The 21071-nt window shown below is 69.2% G+C and carries 20 protein-coding genes; 12 read left to right on the forward strand and 8 right to left on the reverse strand.

Annotated features, from left to right (window positions below):
* Positions 1-8: 8 nt before the first annotated feature.
* The 3 genes from D7M15_RS15325 to D7M15_RS15335 form a co-directional block, all read right to left on the reverse strand.
* On the reverse strand, positions 9-455 hold the full coding sequence (locus D7M15_RS15325; RefSeq protein ID WP_121518028.1) for a winged helix-turn-helix domain-containing protein: 447 nt from the start codon (positions 453-455) through the stop codon (positions 9-11).
* 614 nt (positions 456-1069) lie between these two features.
* On the reverse strand, positions 1070-2158 hold the full coding sequence (locus tag D7M15_RS15330) for a restriction endonuclease subunit S (protein WP_121518029.1): 1089 nt from the start codon (positions 2156-2158) through the stop codon (positions 1070-1072).
* The gene (locus D7M15_RS15335) at positions 2155-4197 is read right to left on the reverse strand and encodes an N-6 DNA methylase (protein WP_165906260.1); all 2043 of its coding nucleotides are present in this window, start codon (positions 4195-4197) and stop codon (positions 2155-2157) included. Before D7M15_RS15335 ends, D7M15_RS15330 begins: the two co-directional genes overlap by 4 nt.
* Before the next feature lie 1002 nt (positions 4198-5199).
* Here D7M15_RS15335 and D7M15_RS15340 point away from each other — a divergent pair.
* The 4 genes from D7M15_RS15340 (at position 5200) to D7M15_RS15355 (ending at position 9604) form a co-directional block, all read left to right on the forward strand.
* Positions 5200-5955 carry a (5-formylfuran-3-yl)methyl phosphate synthase gene (locus tag D7M15_RS15340; protein WP_121520823.1) on the forward strand — a complete coding sequence of 252 codons (756 nt, stop codon included), beginning with the start codon at positions 5200-5202 and terminating at the stop codon, positions 5953-5955.
* Entirely contained in the window at positions 5936-7375 is a 1440-nt protein-coding gene (locus D7M15_RS15345) for an aldehyde dehydrogenase family protein (protein WP_121518031.1), read from the forward strand. The genes D7M15_RS15340 and D7M15_RS15345 overlap by 20 nt, the downstream gene beginning before the upstream one ends.
* Entirely contained in the window at positions 7372-8541 is a 1170-nt protein-coding gene (locus D7M15_RS15350) for a zinc-binding dehydrogenase (protein WP_121518032.1), read from the forward strand. Before D7M15_RS15345 ends, D7M15_RS15350 begins: the two co-directional genes overlap by 4 nt.
* Positions 8542-8698: 157 nt before the next feature.
* Positions 8699-9604 carry a class I SAM-dependent methyltransferase gene (locus D7M15_RS15355; RefSeq protein WP_121518033.1) on the forward strand — a complete coding sequence of 302 codons (906 nt, stop codon included), beginning with the start codon at positions 8699-8701 and terminating at the stop codon, positions 9602-9604.
* 115 nt (positions 9605-9719) lie between these two features.
* On the opposite strand, the gene D7M15_RS15360 is transcribed toward D7M15_RS15355, so the two are convergent.
* A complete protein-coding gene (locus D7M15_RS15360) occupies positions 9720-10136 on the reverse strand; it encodes a MarR family transcriptional regulator (protein ID WP_121518034.1) in 417 nt (138 codons plus the stop codon).
* A 112-nt stretch (positions 10137-10248) separates the two neighbouring features.
* Between D7M15_RS15360 and D7M15_RS15365 the strand changes: the two genes are divergently transcribed.
* Both D7M15_RS15365 and D7M15_RS15370 read left to right on the forward strand, forming a co-directional pair.
* The gene (locus D7M15_RS15365; protein WP_121518035.1) at positions 10249-11187 is read left to right on the forward strand and encodes an alpha/beta hydrolase; all 939 of its coding nucleotides are present in this window, start codon (positions 10249-10251) and stop codon (positions 11185-11187) included.
* A gap of 204 nt (positions 11188-11391) precedes the next feature.
* On the forward strand, positions 11392-11910 hold the full coding sequence (locus D7M15_RS15370; RefSeq protein WP_240649319.1) for a DUF4232 domain-containing protein: 519 nt from the start codon (positions 11392-11394) through the stop codon (positions 11908-11910).
* A gap of 42 nt (positions 11911-11952) precedes the next feature.
* On the opposite strand, the gene D7M15_RS15375 is transcribed toward D7M15_RS15370, so the two are convergent.
* Both D7M15_RS15375 and D7M15_RS15380 read right to left on the reverse strand, forming a co-directional pair.
* Positions 11953-12339 carry a VOC family protein gene (locus D7M15_RS15375; protein WP_121518037.1) on the reverse strand — a complete coding sequence of 129 codons (387 nt, stop codon included), beginning with the start codon at positions 12337-12339 and terminating at the stop codon, positions 11953-11955.
* The gene (locus D7M15_RS15380) at positions 12336-12680 is read right to left on the reverse strand and encodes a metalloregulator ArsR/SmtB family transcription factor (RefSeq protein WP_121518038.1); all 345 of its coding nucleotides are present in this window, start codon (positions 12678-12680) and stop codon (positions 12336-12338) included. Before D7M15_RS15380 ends, D7M15_RS15375 begins: the two co-directional genes overlap by 4 nt.
* A gap of 240 nt (positions 12681-12920) precedes the next feature.
* Here D7M15_RS15380 and D7M15_RS28480 point away from each other — a divergent pair, with 240 nt between their 5' ends.
* The 3 genes from D7M15_RS28480 (at position 12921) to D7M15_RS15390 (ending at position 15393) form a co-directional block, all read left to right on the forward strand.
* Positions 12921-13082: a hypothetical protein gene (locus D7M15_RS28480; RefSeq protein ID WP_165906261.1), complete on the forward strand. Its 162-nt coding sequence runs from the start codon at positions 12921-12923 to the stop codon at positions 13080-13082.
* 413 nt (positions 13083-13495) lie between these two features.
* Positions 13496-14302, forward strand: coding sequence for an RNA polymerase sigma factor SigF (locus D7M15_RS15385; RefSeq protein WP_240649320.1), 807 nt, complete (start codon positions 13496-13498; stop codon positions 14300-14302).
* 197 nt (positions 14303-14499) lie between these two features.
* Positions 14500-15393 carry an RNA polymerase sigma factor SigF gene (locus D7M15_RS15390; protein WP_121518039.1) on the forward strand — a complete coding sequence of 298 codons (894 nt, stop codon included), beginning with the start codon at positions 14500-14502 and terminating at the stop codon, positions 15391-15393.
* Positions 15394-15541: 148 nt separating this feature from the next.
* On the opposite strand, the gene D7M15_RS15395 is transcribed toward D7M15_RS15390, so the two are convergent.
* A complete protein-coding gene (locus tag D7M15_RS15395) occupies positions 15542-15751 on the reverse strand; it encodes a hypothetical protein (RefSeq protein WP_121518040.1) in 210 nt (69 codons plus the stop codon).
* A gap of 192 nt (positions 15752-15943) precedes the next feature.
* Between D7M15_RS15395 and D7M15_RS15400 the strand changes: the two genes are divergently transcribed.
* From D7M15_RS15400 to D7M15_RS15410, 3 genes are all read left to right on the forward strand, one after another.
* Positions 15944-16408, forward strand: a complete 465-nt coding sequence (locus D7M15_RS15400) for a MarR family winged helix-turn-helix transcriptional regulator (RefSeq protein ID WP_121518041.1) — start codon at positions 15944-15946, stop codon at positions 16406-16408.
* A gap of 214 nt (positions 16409-16622) precedes the next feature.
* A complete protein-coding gene (locus D7M15_RS15405) occupies positions 16623-19133 on the forward strand; it encodes an MFS transporter (protein ID WP_121520827.1) in 2511 nt (836 codons plus the stop codon).
* A gap of 127 nt (positions 19134-19260) precedes the next feature.
* Entirely contained in the window at positions 19261-20136 is an 876-nt protein-coding gene (locus tag D7M15_RS15410) for a YceI family protein (protein WP_121518042.1), read from the forward strand.
* Positions 20137-20181: 45 nt separating this feature from the next.
* Here the strand turns inward: D7M15_RS15410 and D7M15_RS15415 are convergent, their stop codons facing one another.
* The gene (locus tag D7M15_RS15415; protein ID WP_121518043.1) at positions 20182-21021 is read right to left on the reverse strand and encodes a TetR/AcrR family transcriptional regulator C-terminal domain-containing protein; all 840 of its coding nucleotides are present in this window, start codon (positions 21019-21021) and stop codon (positions 20182-20184) included.
* Between the last annotated feature and the right edge of the window lie 50 nt (positions 21022-21071).

The following is a 21071-nucleotide window of genomic DNA, read 5'->3' on the forward strand; positions in this document are numbered from 1 at the left end:
CGCCAAGGCTACGGCTGGTCGGTCGGCGTCGGGAGGGCGCGCACGGTTCGCCCCTTGCCGTGAACCGTGGCGAGGAGACCGTTGCCCTCCATCTGGGCGAGAACGCGCCGTACGGCAGTCCGGGACGCGCCGAACCGCTCGCAGAGCTTCGCTTCGGAGGGGTAGGCATCTCCGACGGAGAGCGAGTCTTCTGCGATTACGTCCGTCATGCGCTCAACGAGCGAACGGCGGTCGCCCTCTCGAACTACGCGCCACCCGATCCCGGGGGCGGACTCGACAATGCCGTCAGCTTCAAGGACCTTGAGGGCACGGCGAATCGTGTTTCGCGAGACGCCGTGTGAGTTCACCAAGTCCGACTCTGACGGCAACGGGTTGCCTTCAGAATGCGTCTGAATGTCGCTTCGCAGACGCTCTGCGATCGCCAGGTAGGTCCCGCGCGGACTGGCCTCCGACATTTCGGCCCCCTTACGTCAGTCCATCTTCAACTGTGGGTCCGTCTCCGCATACGCGAGGAACAGATCCCTAGATGCAACTTTCTAGGCAAGCCTAAGGGGTCTTCCCTGCACATGGGGCCAGGTAGTTTGCGTGGTCATGATCTAGGCGCGCTCGAGGTCCATACCTGTCTGCGAGCGTGGGGAGGCAAGTCATCGGAGCGAGCTAGCTGTACCGATCACGAGCGTTGTTCACGCTTACAGGCTTGATCATGACGAAGAGCTCCGGTGTGGTGGAGCTCTCTAGCATTGCACCGCACGAAGGTCTTCGCGTCCCACGCTTTGCCCGGCTGACCATTCACGGCAGACAGCTGTTGGTCGAACGTGTCCGAAATTTTGCTTGGGGTCGCTGGTCTTACTGTCCGAAAATTCCGTCATGAATAGTGTTGCCTGGCGACTCAATACGGTACCCAGGTCGACCGCTCCCTGTGGAGTGCAACAGGGCAGGAGACGACTGGCACGGCCAGGCGTACTGCCCGCCGAGCATGCAGGGGTGAAGTGCTGACAGGTCGCGATCGAGAAAGGATGCGAAGGGCCATGCGGGGCACCGCGAACCGGTTAGTGCCCCAATCAGATCGTCAGAGATCGATCGCCATGCGAGAGTCAAGCACATCTGTAATAGAAGCCAGAGCGGTGAGCTGGGATTTCTCTCTGCGATAGAAACTCGAAGCCAGCTCGTTCTGGCGCCTCAGCGAAATCTTCCCGTTCGCATCCACCGGAATCGTCACTTGCACGTTAGTCTTCACGTTCCGCAGGCTGGCTCGAAATACTCGGTCAAAACCATAGGTGTTCCGAGTCGTGCGCAAGTAGGCCAACAGGTAGGCGGGATCAAGTCGACTATCCAAGATCTCAGCGCGTCCGCAGTGGTCCGTGGTTGCGAAGCGCTCGCCAGCCGGAATGAAGTTCCAATCAAAGATTCCGTCGATTCCCCACAGCAATGACGAGTATTTGAATTCTTGCAGGTTTGATGCTTTAACATGACCAAAAATACTGCGAGCGTTCGCACTGTAGACGGGGATCCCGTCTGGGACATGCTGGCTACGCAGCACGCGATTCCCAATAGACAGGCGGAAGAAGCTCTCGTTGTCAAGATTGATCGCGATGCTGGGAGGGTCGCAGAAAAATGGAGAAGTGGCCCTGTCGAGGGTTTCGTGAACTTCACGAAGTCGCGCTTGTGCCGCTTCGATGCGCCGAAGCTTGGCCCCTATCTCTTTCATCCGGGCGAGGTCGATATTACCTGTCGAAGTGCTGGGAATCCGAATCACTTGCTCTAGTGCAGTCTGCGGGTAGATTTTGGTGTACTCATTAAGGCGTCCGTCCACCCGGCGGCCTACCGCAGCCGCTACAAGTTGAGGCTCCATGGCGAATCGGAGATACGTCAGGTCCGCCTGATCGATAACGGGCTTAGGGATAAGTACGCCGCGGTCCCGGTTTGCGGAAAACCGACCTTCAACCTCTTGTACGCGCCCGCCGTAGCCATTCATGACCCAAGTGAGAAAGCGTCCGTCGAATTCGTACTCGTCCACATAGCCGAATGGCCTTACAAGGGAGGCTGAGAATACTGGATACGGGCCGGGGTGCGCATCCATGTAATCCCGAATGAACTTAGCCCTCCCATTCACGGCTTCAAATAGGTCACCAATGGGGAATTCCGCGTAGGTCGTCACTCCAGCTCCTTCAACAGATCATCCAGGGCTGTGCGGGCGTCACCGATTAGAGCCCGAAAGGCATCTTGGTCTACCTCGAAGATCTCCTCAACCACTCCGAGGTCGACTTTCTCTTCATGGGTCCAACTGCGGTCTACCAGCCAGTTGGAGAGTCCGTCGAAGTTTGACCAATCGATGATTTTGCAGCGAGGATCCGAAGGGCTATAGCTCGCAGGGGCGGCTTTGAAGTATGCAAACTCTCGTACCATCGAGTGCAGGTCATTCGCCTCGATCGCCACTCGGCGCGTATCCCTGGATTCGCCGATCTCAGACACGATATAGGTAAAGATCGGCGATTTCTGTTCCCCTGGAGAAGTCTTCTTCTTCAAGCCAAGGATATATGTCTTTTTGGGAGTTGAGTAAAAGGTTCTACTCGGCAGTGCCGCCACACATAGAACCTCACACTCCTCCGTGATGTAGGCAAGGATCGGTTCCTGATTGAGTAGTCCATCAGGAACCACAACGAATGCCTGACCGCCGGGCTTAAGGTGGCGAATGATCCACTGAATTGCGAGAGACTCGGTTCCTCTACCGCCAGCGGTGTAGTAGTTACTCAGAGAGGAAGCTTCAATCGCATTCTTGATGCTGGCTGACCCGCTCGTCACGTATGGAGGGTTAGTCAGAATCAGGTCATAGAGCTCGTCCTCATCTACACGCTCATAGGTTCCCAGGTTTGAGCGAATGAGCCTGAATACCGAGTTGAAAGCGTTGTTTGAGAACTCCTTCAAGTATGCTTCAGAATGGTACGCAGTCAAAAGGTCAGAAAGATACACGAGCATGTTGGCTTTTGCCAGAATGATCGTGCGCTCATCGTCCTTCTCGTCTGATCCCTTATCGTAGCCGCGGATTTTAATTCGAGGCTTCACTTTCCCATTATTGGGAACAAACTGGTCTGTCAGATTCTGATTCTCGGCGATTGCTTCGAGGAGGAATCCGCCCACTCCACAGAAGGGATCGCAGAGGCTATCGCCATCGCGAAGCGTATGAGCGTTGGACATGCGTACGATTGCCTGCACTACATTGCGCGGTGTGAAGTATTGGCCCAGTGAGCGGATTCCGGCCTGCTGACGGAGAAAGGACTCGTAGAGGCGTGTCTTGAACTGATGATCGATGTACTCGAGAGATCCGTTTCCGTCGTCGTATTCCTGGAAGGATCGGATTACCTCACCAAAAAGGCTAGCCTGTGCGAAGTTGGGGTTACCGGCCTCGTTGACGAAGATAGTTCCATTGATGACCGTGGTTTGGTCTTCCCCCTTGGGGAAAAGCTTCCGAATGCGGTCGCGGGTAATGTTCCCGTAATGGTGCAGTGCACTATTATCGCCTTCGGTTGCGAGCAGTTCTACTATCTTGCGGAATGAGTAATTACCGGTTAGTACTCCGATGTCGCTCAAGAACTTAAAGAGAAGGATTTCAACAACGTTGTAAAGGCACTTTTCCGGTTCCTTGCCTGTATTGATCCAGATCTTTTGCCAGACTGTCTTGGCCAATCCGCTGGGATCAATAATGTGATGCTCTGTGAGTGCGTTGTTCTCCTCGGTCAAGCTCGAGTCTGCCAGGTTGATTATTTCGACGATCCTGGCTTCGGATTCCAGGGTGATCGACTGATCGTCGATCTTGGTGATATCGAAATGGAATGTAAGCGGATTACCGTTCTCGTCCAGTACGGGTTTCTCAGTTAGTGCGTTATACCAATAAGATTTCTTCCCGTCGGTGATAATCAGGAGCTTACATACTGCCCTTGCGATGGGGCTGTAGTGCTTAACAACTCCGGATAGTTTGGCTTTGGTGAGCTCTTTCGGCTGCTTTGCCTCGATTACCGCCTTGATTCCCCCCATGGGTAGGAAGACGATGCCATCGGGCTTGCGGAGAAGTTCATCGTCTGCCAGCTTTGAGCGGACGAACTTACTCTTCCGTAGTTGCGAGAGGGTGGTGCTTCCAAGGGTCAGGTAGCCGAACCGACCCAGCTTCCTCGCGTTGCGCAGTACCAGGTCCTCGCTCATCGCCATTCCAGTCGTATGCCAGGTAAGTGTGGAGTCCGCAGAGTCTTGCACGATCCCCGGCAGCGCCACAAGTCGCTCGGGATATGTGTCTCACATCTTCTATAAGTGCCTGGCACAGGCAGTGGTCGAGCGACGCAGCGTGCTTCCTCACGGCGTCGACGCGTCGCATGCGCCCCGTGGCCCTCCAGTGGCGTCGCAGCCGCGACGGCAACCAACTGTGCTGGCAGCAACCGCATGCCTACGCTTCCGGTGGCTACGTTCTGCTCACCGTGCCGTGAGAGCTTGGTCGAGGCGCCGGGGCCATGCCCGATACTACCGATCAGAAGTTACAAACCCTTGATGCGTAACAATGCCACTGGAACCCGTGTGGACCACGGCTCCCGAGCCCGGGCGCGAGCCCGGTACGCTGTATCCGATCCGCCCCATGTGGGACTGGGTTGCCCGAACGGCTAAGTGAATGGTCTTGAAGGCCGTTGTGCCCAGCAAACCCCGCGCCAGCCTCCTCGGTAGATGTGAGCACCGGATCCGTCTCAGTTTCCGTCTCGTTCAGTGCCGTTCAGGACCGTTCGGAGGTGGCTGTGCGAGGGGCCACCGGGCGGATCTGAACGGGTGTGCACGGCCTCGGATTTGCTCTGATCTGTCTGTTCAGACCTCGAAAGCGAGTGAGGGTGCAAGCTCTCCGTGGGTTCAAATCCCACCGCTACCGCTCTGAGCACCACGAACGTAGGGCCGGACCCCCAGAGGGTCCGGCCCTACGTCGTGTCCGGGGGTGGACAGGCCGGTCGTGGGCGGGAGTTGGTGGTCCCCCGGGCGTGGGCCGGTGCACGCCGGTGTGGTGCGGCGCGTCGGGGGTGGGGGCGCGCGCCCCGGGGGAAATCCGCGCGCCCTACCGGTGCTCTCGGGTCGGTGGAAATGATGAGCACACCGCACGCGGACCTGGTGATCCGCGCCCCTGCCTCCGGGCCGGGCGGACCTGCGGCCATGCGGCGGAAGGGGCCCCTGGTGTTGCTTCTCATCTCCCCGGACGGCATCGACGAGGCGCTCGACTGCGCGAAGGCGGCGGAGCACCTCGACATCGTGGACGTCAAGAAGCCCGACGAGGGCTCGCTCGGCGCCAACTTCCCCTGGGTGATCAGGGAGATCCGCGCCGCGGTCCCGGTGGACAAGCCGGTGTCCGCGACGGTGGGGGACGTGCCGTACAAGCCCGGCACGGTGGCGCAGGCGGCGCTCGGCGCGGTCGTCTCCGGTGCCACGTACGTGAAGGTCGGCCTCTACGGCTGTACGACGCCCGACCAGGGGGTCGACGTCATGCGCGCGGTGGTGCGGGCGGTGAAGGAGTACCGTCCCGAGGCGCTCGTCGTCGCCTCCGGTTACGCCGACGCGCACCGTGTCGGCTGCGTCAACCCGCTGGCCGTGCCCGACATCGCCGCCCGTTCCGGCGCCGACGCGGCCATGTTGGACACGGCGGTGAAGGACGGGACGCGGCTGTTCGACCACGTACGGCCGGACGCCTGCGCCGAGTTCGTACGGCTGTCGCACGCGTCCGGTCTGCTCGCCGCCCTCGCGGGCAGCGTGAAGCAGGAGGACGTCGGCCCGTTGACCCGGATCGGTACGGACATCGTGGGTGTACGGGGCGCGGTGTGCGAGGGCGGTGACCGGAACGCGGGGCGTATCCGGCCGCACCTGGTGGCGGAGTTCCGCGCGGAGATGCACCGCCAGGCCAGGGAGTACGCGGCCGGTGTCCCCGCAGCGGGCTGACCACCGTCGCGGCGCCGGTGCCGGCACCACCGCGCGCCGGGCGGCGCGGTTCCCCGTCGTCGACCCGGCCACCGGTGAGCCCTTCGACGAGGCCCCCGACCAGCACCCGGACGAGGTCGACGCCGTCGTCGCCCGCGCCCACCGGGCGTGGCGCGGCTGGCGCGCCGACGCCCCCGCCCGTACGGCCGCGCTGCACGCGGCGGCCGACGCGGTGGAGGCGGCGGGCGGCGACCTCGCGCCGCTCCTCACGCGGGAGCAGGGCAAACCGTTGGCGGAGGCGTACGGGGAGGTGGCCCGTACGGCGGCCCGCCTGCGCTACTTCGCCGAACTGGCCCCGGAGACCCGGCCGATCACCGACGGCCGCCCCGTCCGCGGCGAGGTCCGCTGGCGCTCCCTCGGCCCCGTCGCCGCGATCGTGCCGTGGAACTTCCCCGTCCAGCTCGCGGCGGCGAAGTGCGCGCCCGCGCTCGCCGCGGGGAACACGGTGGTGCTGAAGCCGTCCCCGTTCACGCCGCTGGCGACCCGGTTGCTGGGTACGGTCCTCGCGTCCGTCCTGCCCCCGGACGTCCTGACGGTGGTGACCGGCCGCGAGCCGCTCGGCGCCCGGTTGGCGTCGCATCCGGGCATCCGGCACGTGACGTTCACCGGTTCGGTGCCCGCCGGGCGTGCTGTCGCCGGTGCGGCGGCGGACTCGCTCGCCCGCGTGACCCTGGAGCTGGGCGGGAACGACGCGGCGATCCTGCTGGACGACGTCGAGGTGGAACGGGTCGCGGACCGGCTGTTCTGGGCCGCCTTCCGCAACTGCGGGCAGGTCTGCATGGCGGTCAAGCGCGTGTACGCCCCGGCGCGGCTGCACGCCGAGGTCGTCGAGGCCCTCGCGGAGCGCGCGCGGACGGTCGCCGTGGGGCCCGGCCTCGACCCGGGCACCCGGCTGGGCCCGGTGAGCAACGGCCCGCAGCTCGCCCGCGTCGAGCAGGTCGTACGGCGGGCGTTGGCGGACGGCGCCCGCGCGGCGGCCGGTGGCGGACGGCCGGACCGGCCCGGTCACTTCTTCGCGCCGACGGTCCTCACCCGGGTGCCGCCGGAGAGCGCGGTGGTGACGGAGGAGCAGTTCGGGCCGGTGCTGCCGGTGGTGGCGTACGGGAGCGTCGAGGAGGCCGTGGCGGCGGCGAACGGCACGCGGTACGGCCTTGGCGGCTCCGTGTGGTCCGCCGACCCGGACCGGGCGGAGGCGGTGGTCGACCGGCTCGACTGCGGTACGGCCTGGATCAACCACCACGCCGAACTCTCCCTGGCCCAGCCCTTCGCGGGCACCGGCGACAGCGGGGTGGGTGTGGCGGGCGGGCCGTGGGGGCTGTACGGGAACCTGCGGCCGTTCGTGGTCCACCGCCCGCCGGGGGAGCCGGGAGAGGCGACATGAGGTTCCGGGCGGCCGTACTGCGCGGGTACGAGACGCCGTTCGCCGTCGAGGAGGTGGCCCTCCGCGCGGAGCCCGCCCCCGGCGAGGTGCTGGTGCGGATCGCGGGCTGCGGGATGTGCCGTACGGATCTCGCGGTCCGGCGGTCGGCCGGGCGCAGCCCGCTGCCGGCGGTCCTCGGCCACGAGGGGGCGGGGGTCGTGGTGCGGGTGGGCGCCGGGGGCGGGACGCAGTCCGGGCCGGACGCCGAGCTGCGCGTCGGGGACCATGTCGTGCTGAGCTTCGACTCCTGCGGCCACTGCCCCAACTGCCGTGCCGCCGCCCCCGCTTACTGCGACTCCTTCGCCGCCCTCAACCTCCTCGGAGGGCGCGCGGAGGAGTCGCGGCCGCTCACCGACGCGGCCGGAGGGGCGTTGGCGCCGCGGTGGTTCGGCCAGTCGTCGTTCGCCGAGTACGCGCTCGTACGGGCCCGGAACGCCGTACGGGTCGACCCCGCGCTGCCCCTCGCCCTGCTCGGACCGCTCGGCTGCGGCTTCCTGACCGGCGCCGGAGCGGTGCTGAACGCCTTCCGCGCGGGCCCCGGCGACACGCTCGTCGTCGTCGGCGCGGGCGCGGTGGGCCTGGCCGCCGTGCTGGCGGCGACGGCGGCGGGCGCCACGACGGTGGCGGTCGACCGGCACCGCGGGCGGCTGGAGCTGGCCGAACGGTTCGGCGCGACACCGCTGCCCGCCGGGACGCCGGGACTGCCCGAGCGGATACGGCGGTTGACGGACGGCGGCGCGCGGTTCGCGTTGGACACCACCGCCTCGGCCCCGCTCGTCAACGACGCGCTCCGGGCGCTGCGCCCCACCGGCAGCCTGGGCCTGGTGGCGCGGTTCCACACGCCCCTGCCGCTGGAGCCGGGCACGCTGGACCGGGGCCGCGGCATCCGGCACATCTGCGAGGGCGACGCCGTACCGGCCCTGCTGATACCCCGGTTGACCCGGCTGTGGCAGGCCGGACGCTTCCCCTTCGACCAACTGATCCGCACGTACGCCCTGGACGACGTCAACGAGGCCGAACGCGACTGCGAGGCGGGCCGGGTGGTCAAGCCGGTCCTCGTCCCGGACGGCGCGGCACCAGGCGGCGCGGGGCCGTACGGCGGGGCACCGTACGGCGCGGCCCGGTGAGTGCGGCCCGGTGAGCGCGGCGTACGACGGCCGCCGCCCGTACGACCGACCCGCCGTCGTCGCATCCGACGGGCGCGCCACCGCGTCCCACCAGCAACGGCACCACACATTCGACCAGCGGGACTCCCGAAGTCCCGCTTCCGTCAACGGAGGAGACATGACCGACACGGCGCCACCGCTCCCGGACCGGGACGGCGTACACGGGGGCGTGGGCCTGACCGCGCTGCTCGTCGCCGCGGCACGGGCGATCGAGACGCACCGCCCCGACAGCCTCGCGCGCGACGTCCACGCGGAGCACTTCGTACGGGCCGCCCCGGCGTGCGCGCGCTGGCCGGTGCACCCCGACCAGGTGCCGGACGGTGACGCCGACCCGCTGTGGGGCCGGTTCGCCCGGTACTTCGGCCTGCGGACCAGGGTCCTCGACGACTTCGTCCTCCGCTCCGTCCGTACGGGCGGGCGCCAAGTGGTCCTGCTGGGCGCCGGGTTGGACACCCGGGCATTCCGGTTGGACTGGCCGTCCGACTGCGTGGTCTACGAGTTGGACAGGCCGGGCGTGCTGGACTTCAAGCACCGTGTGCTCGCGGACCCGCCGGCGGCCCCGGCGGTGAAGCGCGTCCCCGTACCGGTCGACCTGCGGGACGACTGGACCGCCGCGCTGACCGCCGCCGGATTCGACCCGGCCGCGCGCAGCGTCTGGCTCGCGGAGGGGCTGCTGTTCTACCTGCCGAGCCACGCCGAGACCTGCCTGATGGAGACCGTCGACCGGCTGACGGCCGGGGGCGGCGCCCTGGCGTACGAGGCGAAGGTGGAGGAGGACCTGAGGGCGTACCGCGACAGCTCGATCTACACGGCGGCGCGGGAGCGCATCGGCATCGACCTGCTGGATCTCTTCGAGGAGGGGCCGCGGCCGGACTCCACCGTCGACCTGACGGCCAGGGGCTGGTCCACCACCGTGCACACGCCCTTCGACTTCACCCGCCGCCACGGCCGGGGCCCGCTGCCCGAGCCGAACGACGCGCTGGAGGGCAACAGATGGGTCTTCGCGCACAAGACCCGGATGTGAGGCGGGAGCGGGCGGCCTCCGTACGGGTACGCGCCCCGGACGGGTACGGGTACGGGTACGGGCGCGGGTCGGGGGAGGTCAGCGGGCCGGGGTGGGCCCGTGGCGAGGCGTGCGCTCACTCCGGGGTGTCGAGCATCTGCCGCAGAATGCGCCGGAGCTCCGTGCGGTCCCGCGGTGTGACGCGCGCCAGCCTGCGGTCGAACTCGGCGGCGAGCGCCGCGAGTGCGCGCTCGCGGGCGGTCTCGCCCTCGGTGGTGAGGACGAGCCGGTGCCGCCGCAGGTCCTCGTCGTCGATCTCGCGCCGCAGGAAGCCCTTCGCGACGAGGTTGCGCACGTAGACCGTCATGCTCGCCTTGGGGATCATCAGCGCCGCGGCGAGCTCGGCCGGGTACGGGGAGGCGGTCACCTCGGCGAGGACGAAGAACTCCTTGGTCTCCAGGCCCAGTTCGGCCAGTTCCGCATGGCAGGCGTCCATGGTGACGCTCAGCAGGCGCTGGTTGAGCGTCCACAGCTGTGCCCCGTCGGCCGTCACGTGGGTCCTCCGTTCCCAGGTGGTACCGTTCTGAACTAGTTCGAAACTGTACCAAGTGCTGCTTCGAGCATGACAAGTATCGAGCGGCCCCCGACGTGAAGGGCACCACCGGATGATCCGCCACCTCACCATCCCGCGCGGGCCGATCGAGCTCGCCGCCGACCTGCACCTCCCCGACACCGACACCGAAACCGGCCCCGGCCCCGACGCCGAACCCGCCCCGGCCCGTACGGTCGTGCTCGCCACCCCCGGCAGCAGCGTCAAGGAGCAGATCGGCGCGGAGTACGCGTCCCGCCTCGCCGCCCGCGGCATCGCCGCGCTCGTCTTCGACCCCGCCCACCAGGGGCGGAGCGGCGGCGAACCACGCGACCTGGAGGACCCGTACCGCCGCGGCGAGGACCTCTCGTACGCGATCGACGCGCTGCCCACCCTCCCCGGCGTCGACCCGGAGCGCGTCGGCGTCCTCGGCATCTGCGCAGGTGGCGGCTACGCCGTGCACACCGCGCGTACGGACCACCGCATCAGGGCCGTCGGCACGGTCGTCCCCGGCGACATGGGCACCTCCTTCCGCGGCTTCCAGCCGGACGGCGCCGCGGCGGCGCTCGACGCGATGGCCGACGCGCGTACGGAGGAGAACCGCACCGGCCGGGAGGTCCGCGTCCCGTGGCTGCCCGACACCCCGGCGGAGGCCGTCGCGGAGGGGCTGACCGACCTGGACACCACGCAGGCGGTCACGTACTACCGTACGGAGCGCGGCGGCCACCCCCGCTCCACCAACCGCCGCCTCGCGCGCGGCGATTCGCTGCTCCTGGGGTACGACGCCTACCACCTCGTCGACCCGCTCATGACCCAGCCGCTCCAGGTCGTGCTGGCCGGGCGTCGGGGCAACACCGGCTCGTACGAGTCGGGCATGCGGCTGTGGGAGCTGGCGCCGAACCCGGTCGACCTGATGGTGATCGAGGAGGCGGGGCACTACGAGATGTACGACGAGCCCGCGTACGTCGACGCCGCCGTGGACCGCCTCGCGGCGTTCTACACCCGCCACCTCTGACCGCCCGCCCCGCCCACCGGCCCGCGCGCCCACCCGCCGGGGGTGCGTCCGTTCGATGAGGTGACGGTCCGACGCCGCGGCTCGTGGCGGGACAGAACCCGGACATTCACACGATCATTTGAAGATGGTTCCGGCCGTAGTGTCGATCACGTCAGCAGGACCCAGCCGTCACCAGCAGTAGTGGAGTCTCCGATGCGTGCACGTATGTCTTCCCGTCCCGCCCGTCTTGTCCTGGCCGCCGTCGCGGCGCTGGCGCTCGCCGGTGGGGCCGCCGCCACGGCGACCGCCGCCTCGTCCGCCACCTCCGGTGGGGTGGAGCCCACGTGCGGGACGAACGACCTGGACTTCTCGGTGAGTGAGAAGTCGCAGGCGGGTGGCTACTACCAGATCACGGCGAAGGCGAAGCCGGGGGTCACGTGCTGGTTGGAGGGTGTGTACCCGTCGGCGTCGTTCGGTTCGTCGGCGGACAGCGAGGTGTCCCCGGCGCAGCAGGCGGTGTCGGACAGCGTGCGGCTGACGGGTGACACGGAGGCGTACGCGGGGATCAACCCGAAGCCGGTGAACGAGGACGGCGGCTTGCAGTACGACTTCCTGCACCTGTCGCTGCTGGGCGACACGACGCACTCGGTGACCCTCGAACTGCCGAGCACCGCCACCGTGATCGACCCCATCGCCACCAACTGGCACGCCGACGCCTCCGACGCCGTCCCCTTCCCCAACTGACCGCGCACGCCCGTACGTGATGCCGCCGCACGGCGGCACGCGTCACGCGGTGTGCAGGATCTGGATCAGGTTGCCGCAGGTGTCGTCCAGGACCGCCGTGGTGACCGGCCCCATCGTCAGCGGCTCCTGCGTGAACCGCACGCCGAGCCCGCTCAGCCGCTCGTACTCCGCCCGCACGTCGTCCACGGCGAACGAGGCCGCGGGGATGCCGTCGTTCACGAGCGCCGTCTTGTACGGGGGTACGGCGGGGTGGCCGGAGGGTTCGAGCAGCAGTTCCGTCCCCTCGGGGGCGTCCGGTGAGACGACCGTCAGCCAGCGGTCCGTACCCAGCGGGACGTCGTGCTTGGGCAGGAAGCCGAGCACGTCGGTGTAGAAGCGCAGGGCGACCTCCTGGTCGTCCACGTGCACGGTGGTGAGGTGGATCCTCATGGTGTGCCCTCCGGGGCTTCGGGTGTACGGGATGTTGCCGGGGCGGATGTGTCGGGTGGGGTGGACGCGCGGGGGCGCAGCCACCGGGTCGCGATGACTTCCAGGGGGCCGGTGTTGAGGTCGTGGAACTTGTAGCGGCCCTCGCGCCGCGTACGGACCAGGTCGGCGGCTTCGAGTACGGCGAGGTGCTGGCTGACCGCCTGCCGGGACAGGCCCAACCCGTGTTTCGTCAGCAGCCGCGCGCAGATCTCGAACAGCGTCTGGCCGTCCCGTTCCACCAGCTCGTCCAGGACGTGTCGGCGGGTGGGATCGGCGAGTGCCTTGAAGACATCCTCCGTCATGGGAGCCACCATAGGCAAGTGGTGACTTGCCTATCAAGGGCTGTCGGGGGTGCCTCGTGGACGGCCCGCGCGGGACGGGGGCGGGGGTGCGGGTCGGGGTCGGGAGGGCGGTCCGGCGGGCAAGGGGCCCTGGAATCCCCGGGCTTCGTCCCACCCGAACTGCTCCGGGCCCGTGGCGCTCTGGTTAGACTCGCGCGATCGCACAGGGGGTGCGGGGGCCGTTGTGGAGGGCAAGTCGAAGTGGACATAAAGAAGGTCGCGCAGTACATCCTCGTCGTCTTCGTGCTGTACACGATCATCAACTCACCGGAGCGGGCCGCCGACCTCGTCCAGGTGGGCTTCGAGGGCATCTCGGACGCGGCCGAGGGTGTCGGTGACTTCATGACCGAACTCATCAAGTGACGACCGCCGGTCCGCCACCGGCTCCCCGCGCGGCGACCCCGTGGGCCCGCGCCCGCCCCCGTACGCGCGCCCGGCCGCCCGTACGCGCCAACTGACGCCCGCCGTACCGGCGTAGCGTCCTTCGCCGTACCCGCCTCCCGGCTCCTTCCGCGCCCCCGTCCGCGCCGCCGTCGCGCGGGGTGCCCCCGTGCTCCCGCGTACGGCGCTTCGCGCGCGCCGTGCGGCCCGCGTGAGCCCGCACCCCTGTTCGGCGTGCGAGTGGCCCAACTGGCCAGCAACACGGAATGACTCGGTGCTTGCACACTGTGCACATGTCTTGTGATGCTATGACCGCTTTTGCCAGAGATGGATCACGTGGACCGCGACCGCGAAGGGGTGGTGGCTGAGTGGACAGCTCCCCGACCCTGCCTCAGGTGGCGCCGCCCCCGGCGTCGCCGGGGGGCGCACCCCGTAGCCGGAGCGCCGCCGCGCGCGCCTTGACGCAGGTGCTGTTCGAGCAGCTGAAGGACCAGACGCCGGGTACGGCCGAGCACACCCGGGTGCGCGAGGCGCTCGTCGAGGTGAACCTCCCGCTGGTGCGCTACGTCGCCGCGCGCTTCCGCAGCCGCAACGAGCCGATGGAGGACGTCGTCCAGGTCGGCACCATCGGTCTGATCAACGCGATCGACCGGTTCGACGCCGAACGCGGCGTGCAGTTCCCGACGTTCGCCATGCCCACGATCGTCGGGGAGATCCGCCGCTACTTCCGCGACAACGTGCGCACCGTGCACGTCCCCCGGCGCCTGCACGAGATGTGGGTGCAGGTCAGCGCCGCGACCGAGGATCTGACGGTGCTGCACGGGCGGTCTCCGACGACGGCCGAGATCGCAGAACGGCTGAATCTCGCCGAGGAGGACGTCCTCGCCTGCATCGAGGCCGGGCGCTCGTACCGGGCGACCTCGCTGGAGGCGGCCCAGGAGCGCGAGGACGGGCCGCCCGGACTGCTCGACCGGCTCGGCTACGAGGACCCGGAGCTGGACGGCGTCGAGCATCGCGATCTCGTACGTCACCTGCTGGTACAGCTCCCGGAGCGGGAGCAGCGCATCCTGCTGCTGCGCTACTACCGGAATCTGACGCAGTCGCAGATCAGCGTCGAACTGGGCGTCTCGCAGATGCACGTCTCCCGGCTGCTGTCGCGCAGCTTCGCGCGGTTGAGGGCGGCGAACCGCATCGACGCGTAACCGGATCGAGTGAGCTGGTTCCAGCCGAGGTGGCGCCGGTCGGCAAAATTTTGTCGACTTGGCGCTACGTCGCGTTGCTGACTTGTGACATTCTGCGAGAGCTGCGTTTGCCGTGGCGGCGCTTCCGGTATTCAGGGGGAGGTGCCTCCCTCAACCGAGGGCGCCGCCCGACCCGTCCGCGACCTCTAGGGGGTGGCATGTCCGTAGAATTGGGCAGCTCGAAGGTGCTCTCCGAGAACACGACCGCCGACGCTTCCCGCGTTGTTCCCGAAGTCTCCGAGGACCTCGCGGTTCCCGAGCCCCGGCAGCCCGCCGCGGCCGGTGCCGCGATCGACACCCGCACCCTCTCCCGCTCCCTGTTCCTGCGGCTGGCAGCCCTCGACATGGACAGCCCGGAGCGCACGTACGTCCGCGACACCCTGATCGAGCTGAACCTCCCCCTCGTGCGCTACGCGGCGGCCCGCTTCCGCAGCCGCAACGAGCCGATGGAGGACATCGTCCAGGTCGGCACGATCGGTCTGATCAAGGCGATCGACCGCTTCGACTGCGAACGGGGCGTGGAGTTCCCGACGTTCGCGATGCCGACCGTCGTCGGGGAGATCAAGCGCTTCTTCCGGGACACCTCCTGGTCGGTACGGGTCCCGCGGCGCCTCCAGGAGCTGCGCCTCGCCCTCACCAAGGCGAGCGACGACCTCTCGCAGACGCTCGACCGGTCCCCGACGGTGCCCGAACTCGCCGCGTGCCTCGGGGTGTCGGAGGAGGACGTGGTCGACGGCCTGGCGGTGGGGAACGCGTACACCGCCTCGTCGCTGGACACGCCCGCAGCCGAGGAGGACGGCGGCGAGGGCTCGCTCGCGGACCGACTCGGCTACGAGGACACCGCGTTGGAGGGCGTGGAGTACCGCGAGTCCCTGAAGCCGCTGCTGGCCAAACTCCCCGCGCGGGAGCGGCAGATCATCATGCTGCGCTTCTTCGCGAACATGACGCAGTCGCAGATCGGCGAGGAGGTCGGCATCTCGCAGATGCACGTCTCCCGGCTGCTGACCCGTACGCTCGCGCAACTCCGCGAAGGGCTGATCGCGGAGAGCTGAGGACGTGCGCCGTACGGGATGGCGTGTACGGGGTGCCGGTGCGGACCGGCGTCGCGTACGGGGCCGGCATCCCGTACGGATTCGGGAGGCCCGGGGGACCGGGCGACCCGGGGGCAGGGAGACCTGGGGGCCGTAGGGCCCGGGTGGGTCAGGAGAGCGCGAGCCACGCGACGGCCGCGACGACCGCCACCACGGCGACGACGCCGACGATCAGACCGATACGCGGGCCCGACGAGCCCTGGACCGCGGCCGGACGCTGCGGACCGCCCTCGTCGACGAAGGCGCGGAACATCTGCGTGCTGCCCGCGGGGTCCGGAGTGCCCTGGGGGTTCTGCGGTGCGTTCGGGTTGTGAGCCATAGGGCAGGACACTAGCGAACGTGGTGGGGGCCCGACAGTCCGGTCCGCGCCCCGCGCGTACTTGACCGGGGCTTGGGGTGGAGCACGCGCACTCTTTGTTGAATGTTTGCCTCGGATGCCCGGATTGAACTTGCCTGTAGCAACTAACCGGTCTTACGGTTGCCTAAAGCAACAAAATCCGGAGGGTGACCCGTGACAGCAGGCCGAGCCGAGTTCAGGGAGCTCGCCCGGCAGCTCCGATCCGTCCACGCCGTCAACCGCGAGCTGGCCCGGCAACTGCCGTCCGAATGCCCTCCCGCCTCCGCCGGACTCCTGTCCCTGCTGCGCAAGCACGGCGAGATCCGGATGAGCGAACTCACCGAACTCCTCGGCATCGACATGTCGGTCACCAGCCGCCATGTCGCCCACGCCGCCGAGCGGGGCTGGCTGGAACGCCTCCCCGATCCGCACGACGGCCGGTCGCGACTGCTCCGGCTGACCGAGAGCGGCGACCGCCAGCTCGACGACCTCTCCGAACGGGCCACCGAAACGCTCGCGCACCACCTGTCCGACTGGCCGGACGACGACGTCGCGGCACTGAACGCACTGCTGGACCGGCTGCGTACGAGCTTCTGCCCCGCTCAGATTCCCACCGCACGAGACTCACGCACCAAGTAAGGAAGCAATGGCCACCCCCACACCCTCAGGTGTGCACGAAGCCGGAGCAGCCCGGCCCGAGTCCATATCCGGCGCCGGGCCGGCGTCCGGTTCCGCGTCCGCCCCCTCGACGGGCTCGTCCGGTGCCGGTTCCGGCCCGAACGGCTCCGGCCCGAACGGCTCCGGGCACGGCGGCAAGCACGCGGCGCACGCCGCCTCCGGCGGCCACGCCCCCATGACGCACAAGCAGATCATGGAGGCGCTGTCCGGGCTGCTGCTCGGCATGTTCGTCGCGATCCTGTCGTCCACGATCGTCTCGACCGCGCTGCCCGAGATCATCTCGGACCTCGACGGCAGCCAGAGCTCGTACACCTGGGTGGTCACCGCCACCCTGCTGACCATGACCGCGTCGACCCCGCTCTGGGGCAAGCTCGCGGACCTGACCAGCAAGAAGATGCTGGTCCAACTCGCCCTGGTGATCTTCGTGCTGGCGTCGGCCGGCGCGGGACTGGCGCAGAACACCGCGACGCTGATCGGCTTCCGCGCCGTCCAGGGCATCGGCATGGGCGGGCTCACCGCCCTGGCCCAGATCATCATGGCGGCGATGATCTCGCCGCGTGAGCGCGGCCGTTACAGCGGCTACCTCGGCGCGACCTTCGCCGTCGCCACCGTCGGCGGCCCGCTCCTCGGTGGCGTCATCACCGACACCGAGTGGCTCGGCTGGCGCTGGTGCTTCTACGCGGGCGTGCCGTTCGCCGTCCTCGCGCTGACCGTCCTCCAGAAGACGCTGCACCTGCCGGTCGTCAAGCGGCAGGGCGTGAAGATCGACTGGCTCGGCGCGTTCGTCTTCGCGGCGGCCGTCTCGACGCTGCTGATCTGGGTGACGCTGGCGGGCGACGAGTACGACTGGATGTCCTGGCAGACGTACTCGATGGTGGGCGGCGCGTTCGTGCTGGCGCTGCTGTTCGTCTTCATCGAGACGAAGGCCAAGGAGCCGATCGTCCCGCTGCGCCTCTTCCGGAACCGGACGATCACCCTCGCGTCGCTCGGCTCGCTGTTCGTGGGTGTGGCGATGTTCGGGGCGACGGTCTTCCTCAGCCAGTACTTCCAGCTGGCGCGCGGCAAGTCGCCGACGATGTCCGGGCTGATGACGATCCCGCTGATCGCGGGCCTGTTCGTGTCGTCGACGGTCTCCGGCCAGATCATCACCCGTACGGGACGCTGGAAGGCGTGGCTGACCGCGGGCGGCGTCCTGCTCACCGCCGGGCTCGGGCTGCTGGGCACGATGCGCTACGACACCCCGTACTGGCACGTGGCCGTCTTCATGGCGCTGCTCGGCCTCGGCGTCGGCATGATGATGCAGAACCTGGTCCTCTGCACGCAGAACCAGGTCGACGTCTCCGACCTCGGCGCGGCCAGCTCCGTGGTGGCCTTCTTCCGCTCGCTGGGTGGCGCCGTGGGCGTCTCCGCCCTGGGCGCGGTGCTCGGTCACCGCATCACCGAGTACACCCGTGAGGGCTTCGTCGACGCGGGCATCGACCCCCGCGCGGCGATGGGCGGCGGTGGCGGCTCCATCCCCGACGTCGGCAGCCTCAAGGAGCCGGTGCGCTCGATCATCGAGAGCGCCTACGGGCACGGCATCGGTGACGTCTACCTCTACTCGGCGCCGATCGCGTTCCTCGCGCTGGTCATGGTCGTGTTCATCAAGGAGGTACCGCTCCAGACCAAGTCCGCGATGGAGCAGGGCCGTCCGGACGCCGACGGCGCGCCCGCCGGGTCCGACGCGGACCGGCAGGAGGACGGGCACGGGGCACCGCACGGGGCGCACGCCGCCCCCGCGCGCGGCGCCGAGCCGGCCGACCCGGCGCGGGCGCCCGAGCCCGCGGCGCTGGCCGTCGAGGTGCCGCCCGCGACGGCGTTCACGCCCGCCGACCCGGCGGGCGACGCGGTGGCCGACCCGGCGCCCGCGCCCGTGGGCGGGGGTGTGGCGGTGCGCGGCACCGTACGGGACGCCACGGGTGAACCGCTCGTCCGCGCCACCGTCACGCTGATCTCGCTCAGCGGCCGCCAGCTGGCCCGTTCCGTGGCGCACACCGACGGGCTGTTCGCGCTGGACGCGCCCGCGGTCGGCTCGTACGTGCTGATCGCCGCCGCCGACGGCTTCCAGCCGCAGGCCACGACCGTGCTGGTGGGTGAGGGCGGGCTCGCGCACGACGTGCTGCTCACCGGTACGAGCGGGCTCAGCGGCGTCGTACGCGGCACCGCCGACGGGAAGCCGGTGGCGGACGCCATGGTCGTGGTGACCGATGTGCGCGGCGAGGTCGTCGCCACCGGGAAGACCGCCGAGCGCGGCGACTTCGCCTTCCAGGAGCTGGTCACCGGCGCGTACACGGTCGCCGTCAACGCGGACGGCCACCGTCCCGCCGCCCGGCCCGTCGAGGTCGGCGGACAGGGCGTCACCCGGGTCGAGGTCGCGCTGCGGCCCGCCGCCCGGGTGCGCGGCACCGTACGCGGCGGCGGCGACCGCCGTCCGCTGCCGGACGCGCGGGTGACGCTCGTCGACGCCGACGGGAACGTCGTCACCAGCGCGACCACCGACGACGACGGGCACTACGCGTTCACCGACCTGGACGCGGGCGAGTACACCGTCGTCGCCAGCGGCTACCCGCCGGTGGCGGGTGCGCTCACGGTGGACGGCCACGGTGTCGACGGCCACGACGTGGAGCTGGGCCACCCCGAGGTGTGACCGGGGCGGTCGGGGGCGGGTACGGCGGGCGCGGACAGCGCGGCCGTACCCGCCCCCCGCGTTGTCACCGGCGCCTGGGAAAATCACCGGGACCGGCGGGACCGGACGGAAGAAGGAGAGACAGCTGATGTCAGGCGTACGCGCGCAGATCCGGACCCGTGACGGCTGGCCGCTCCAGCACGCGGTGCTCACCGTCACCGACACGGCGGGGGCGCAGGTGCTGCGGGCGGTGGCGGACGACGACGGGACCGTACGCGTACGGGAGTCGCTGCCCGCGGGTTCGTACACCGTCCTCGTCACCGCCGTCGGCTTCGCCCCGGCGGCCTCCACCGCGCTCGTGGCCCGTTCCGGCCGTGCCGAGCTGGGCACGCTGGTGCTGGAGCGGCAGGGCGGTTCGGAGCTGCCGCCGCCCGGACCCTGGACCATCGACCCGGCGCACTCGCGGGTCGCGGCGACCGCGCAGCACCTGGGGATCTCCAGCGTGCACGGGCGGTTCACGGAGCTGAGCGGGCGGATCGACGTGGCCGAGGTGCCGGAGAGATCCGGTGTCGCGGCGAAGATCAGAGCGGCCAGCATCGACACGGGCAGCGAGATGCGGGACCGGCACATCCGCTCGTCGGACTTCCTGAACGTCGCGGAGTACCCGGAGATCACCTACCGCGCGAGCGGTGTCGAGGCCGTGGGCCCGTCCCGGTGGACGGTGCGCGGGGAGCTGTCGATGCACGGCGTCGTACGGGAGGTGCCGCTCGACCTGACCTGCCTCGGCACGGGGCCGGACGCGGAGGGGGCGTTGCGTACGGCGTTCCGCGCGACGGCCGAGCTGCGGCGCCACGACTTCTCGATGAACTACAACCAGGTGGTGGCCGCCGGGATCGCCGCGATCGGCACCACGTTGAAGGTGGAGCTGGACATCCAGGCGGTGCAGGGCGAGGCGCTGCCCGCGGGCGGCGCGGCGGGGGCCGCCGGGGCGAGCGGCGTCGACCTCGCGGGGGACGCGCCGTAGCCGTCGCGGCGGAAGCCGTACGCGGGGTGCCGTACGCCGGGTGCCTCACGTCCCGTTCGGGCCGGGGCGCATCGCCTCGATGCCCGCGACGACGCAGTCCAGCGCGACCGCGAAGTCCCGGTCGCGCAGCTCCTCGACGCCGCCCTCGCCGGGGGCGGCGGTCACGAGCAGCGAGTGCGCGTACTCGGGCCGGTCGCGCACCTTCGCGTGGACGGCACCGGCGAACTCGTCCGGGGTGAGGCCCGTCTCCGCGCGGCGGTTGTTCCAGTTCGCCTCGACGCCCGCGAAGCCGATCACGAACTGGAACAGCGCCGCCATCGCGCCCGCCAGCAGCGGCTCGGGCAGCCCCGTACGCCGGGTGACGCGCCGCGCGGCCTCCGCGAACTCCATCGCGCGCGGGCCGATGTTGAGGTAGCCGCCCATCAGCCGGGACAGCCACGGGTGGCGGTCGAACATCGCGCGGTACGAGGTGGCGAGCCGCCGCAGCTGGTCCTGCCAGGGGGTGTCCGTGTCGGCCGGGTCGGGCAGTTCGATCTCCCCGGCGACGGCGTCCATGGCGAGTTCGAGGACGTCGTCCTTGCCGTCCACGTACCAGTACACGGACATCGCCGTGACGCCCAACTCGCCCGCCAGGCGGCGCATGGAGAACTTCGCGAGCCCCTCGGCGTCGAGCAGCCGTACGGCCGCCTCCGTGATCCGGCCCCGGTCGAGGCCGCCGGGCTGGTCGGGGCCGCTGACCTGGTCGGGGCCGCCGGGCCCGCCGGGCGCCGCGTCGCGCGCCCCGTCCGCGCGGCCCCGCGCGGGCGCGCGGCGGCGGGACGCGGGGCGGTCCTCCAGCCACACGCTGGTCCGGGGCGCGGGGCCGGTGCGGGGGTCGGACGCCATGGCGGGCTCCTTCGGGACGGTACGGGCACCGGGCCCCGTACGCGCCGGTC

The organism is Streptomyces sp. Z26 (genome assembly GCF_003665095.1).
GTDB lineage: Bacteria > Actinomycetota > Actinomycetes > Streptomycetales > Streptomycetaceae > Streptomyces > Streptomyces phytohabitans.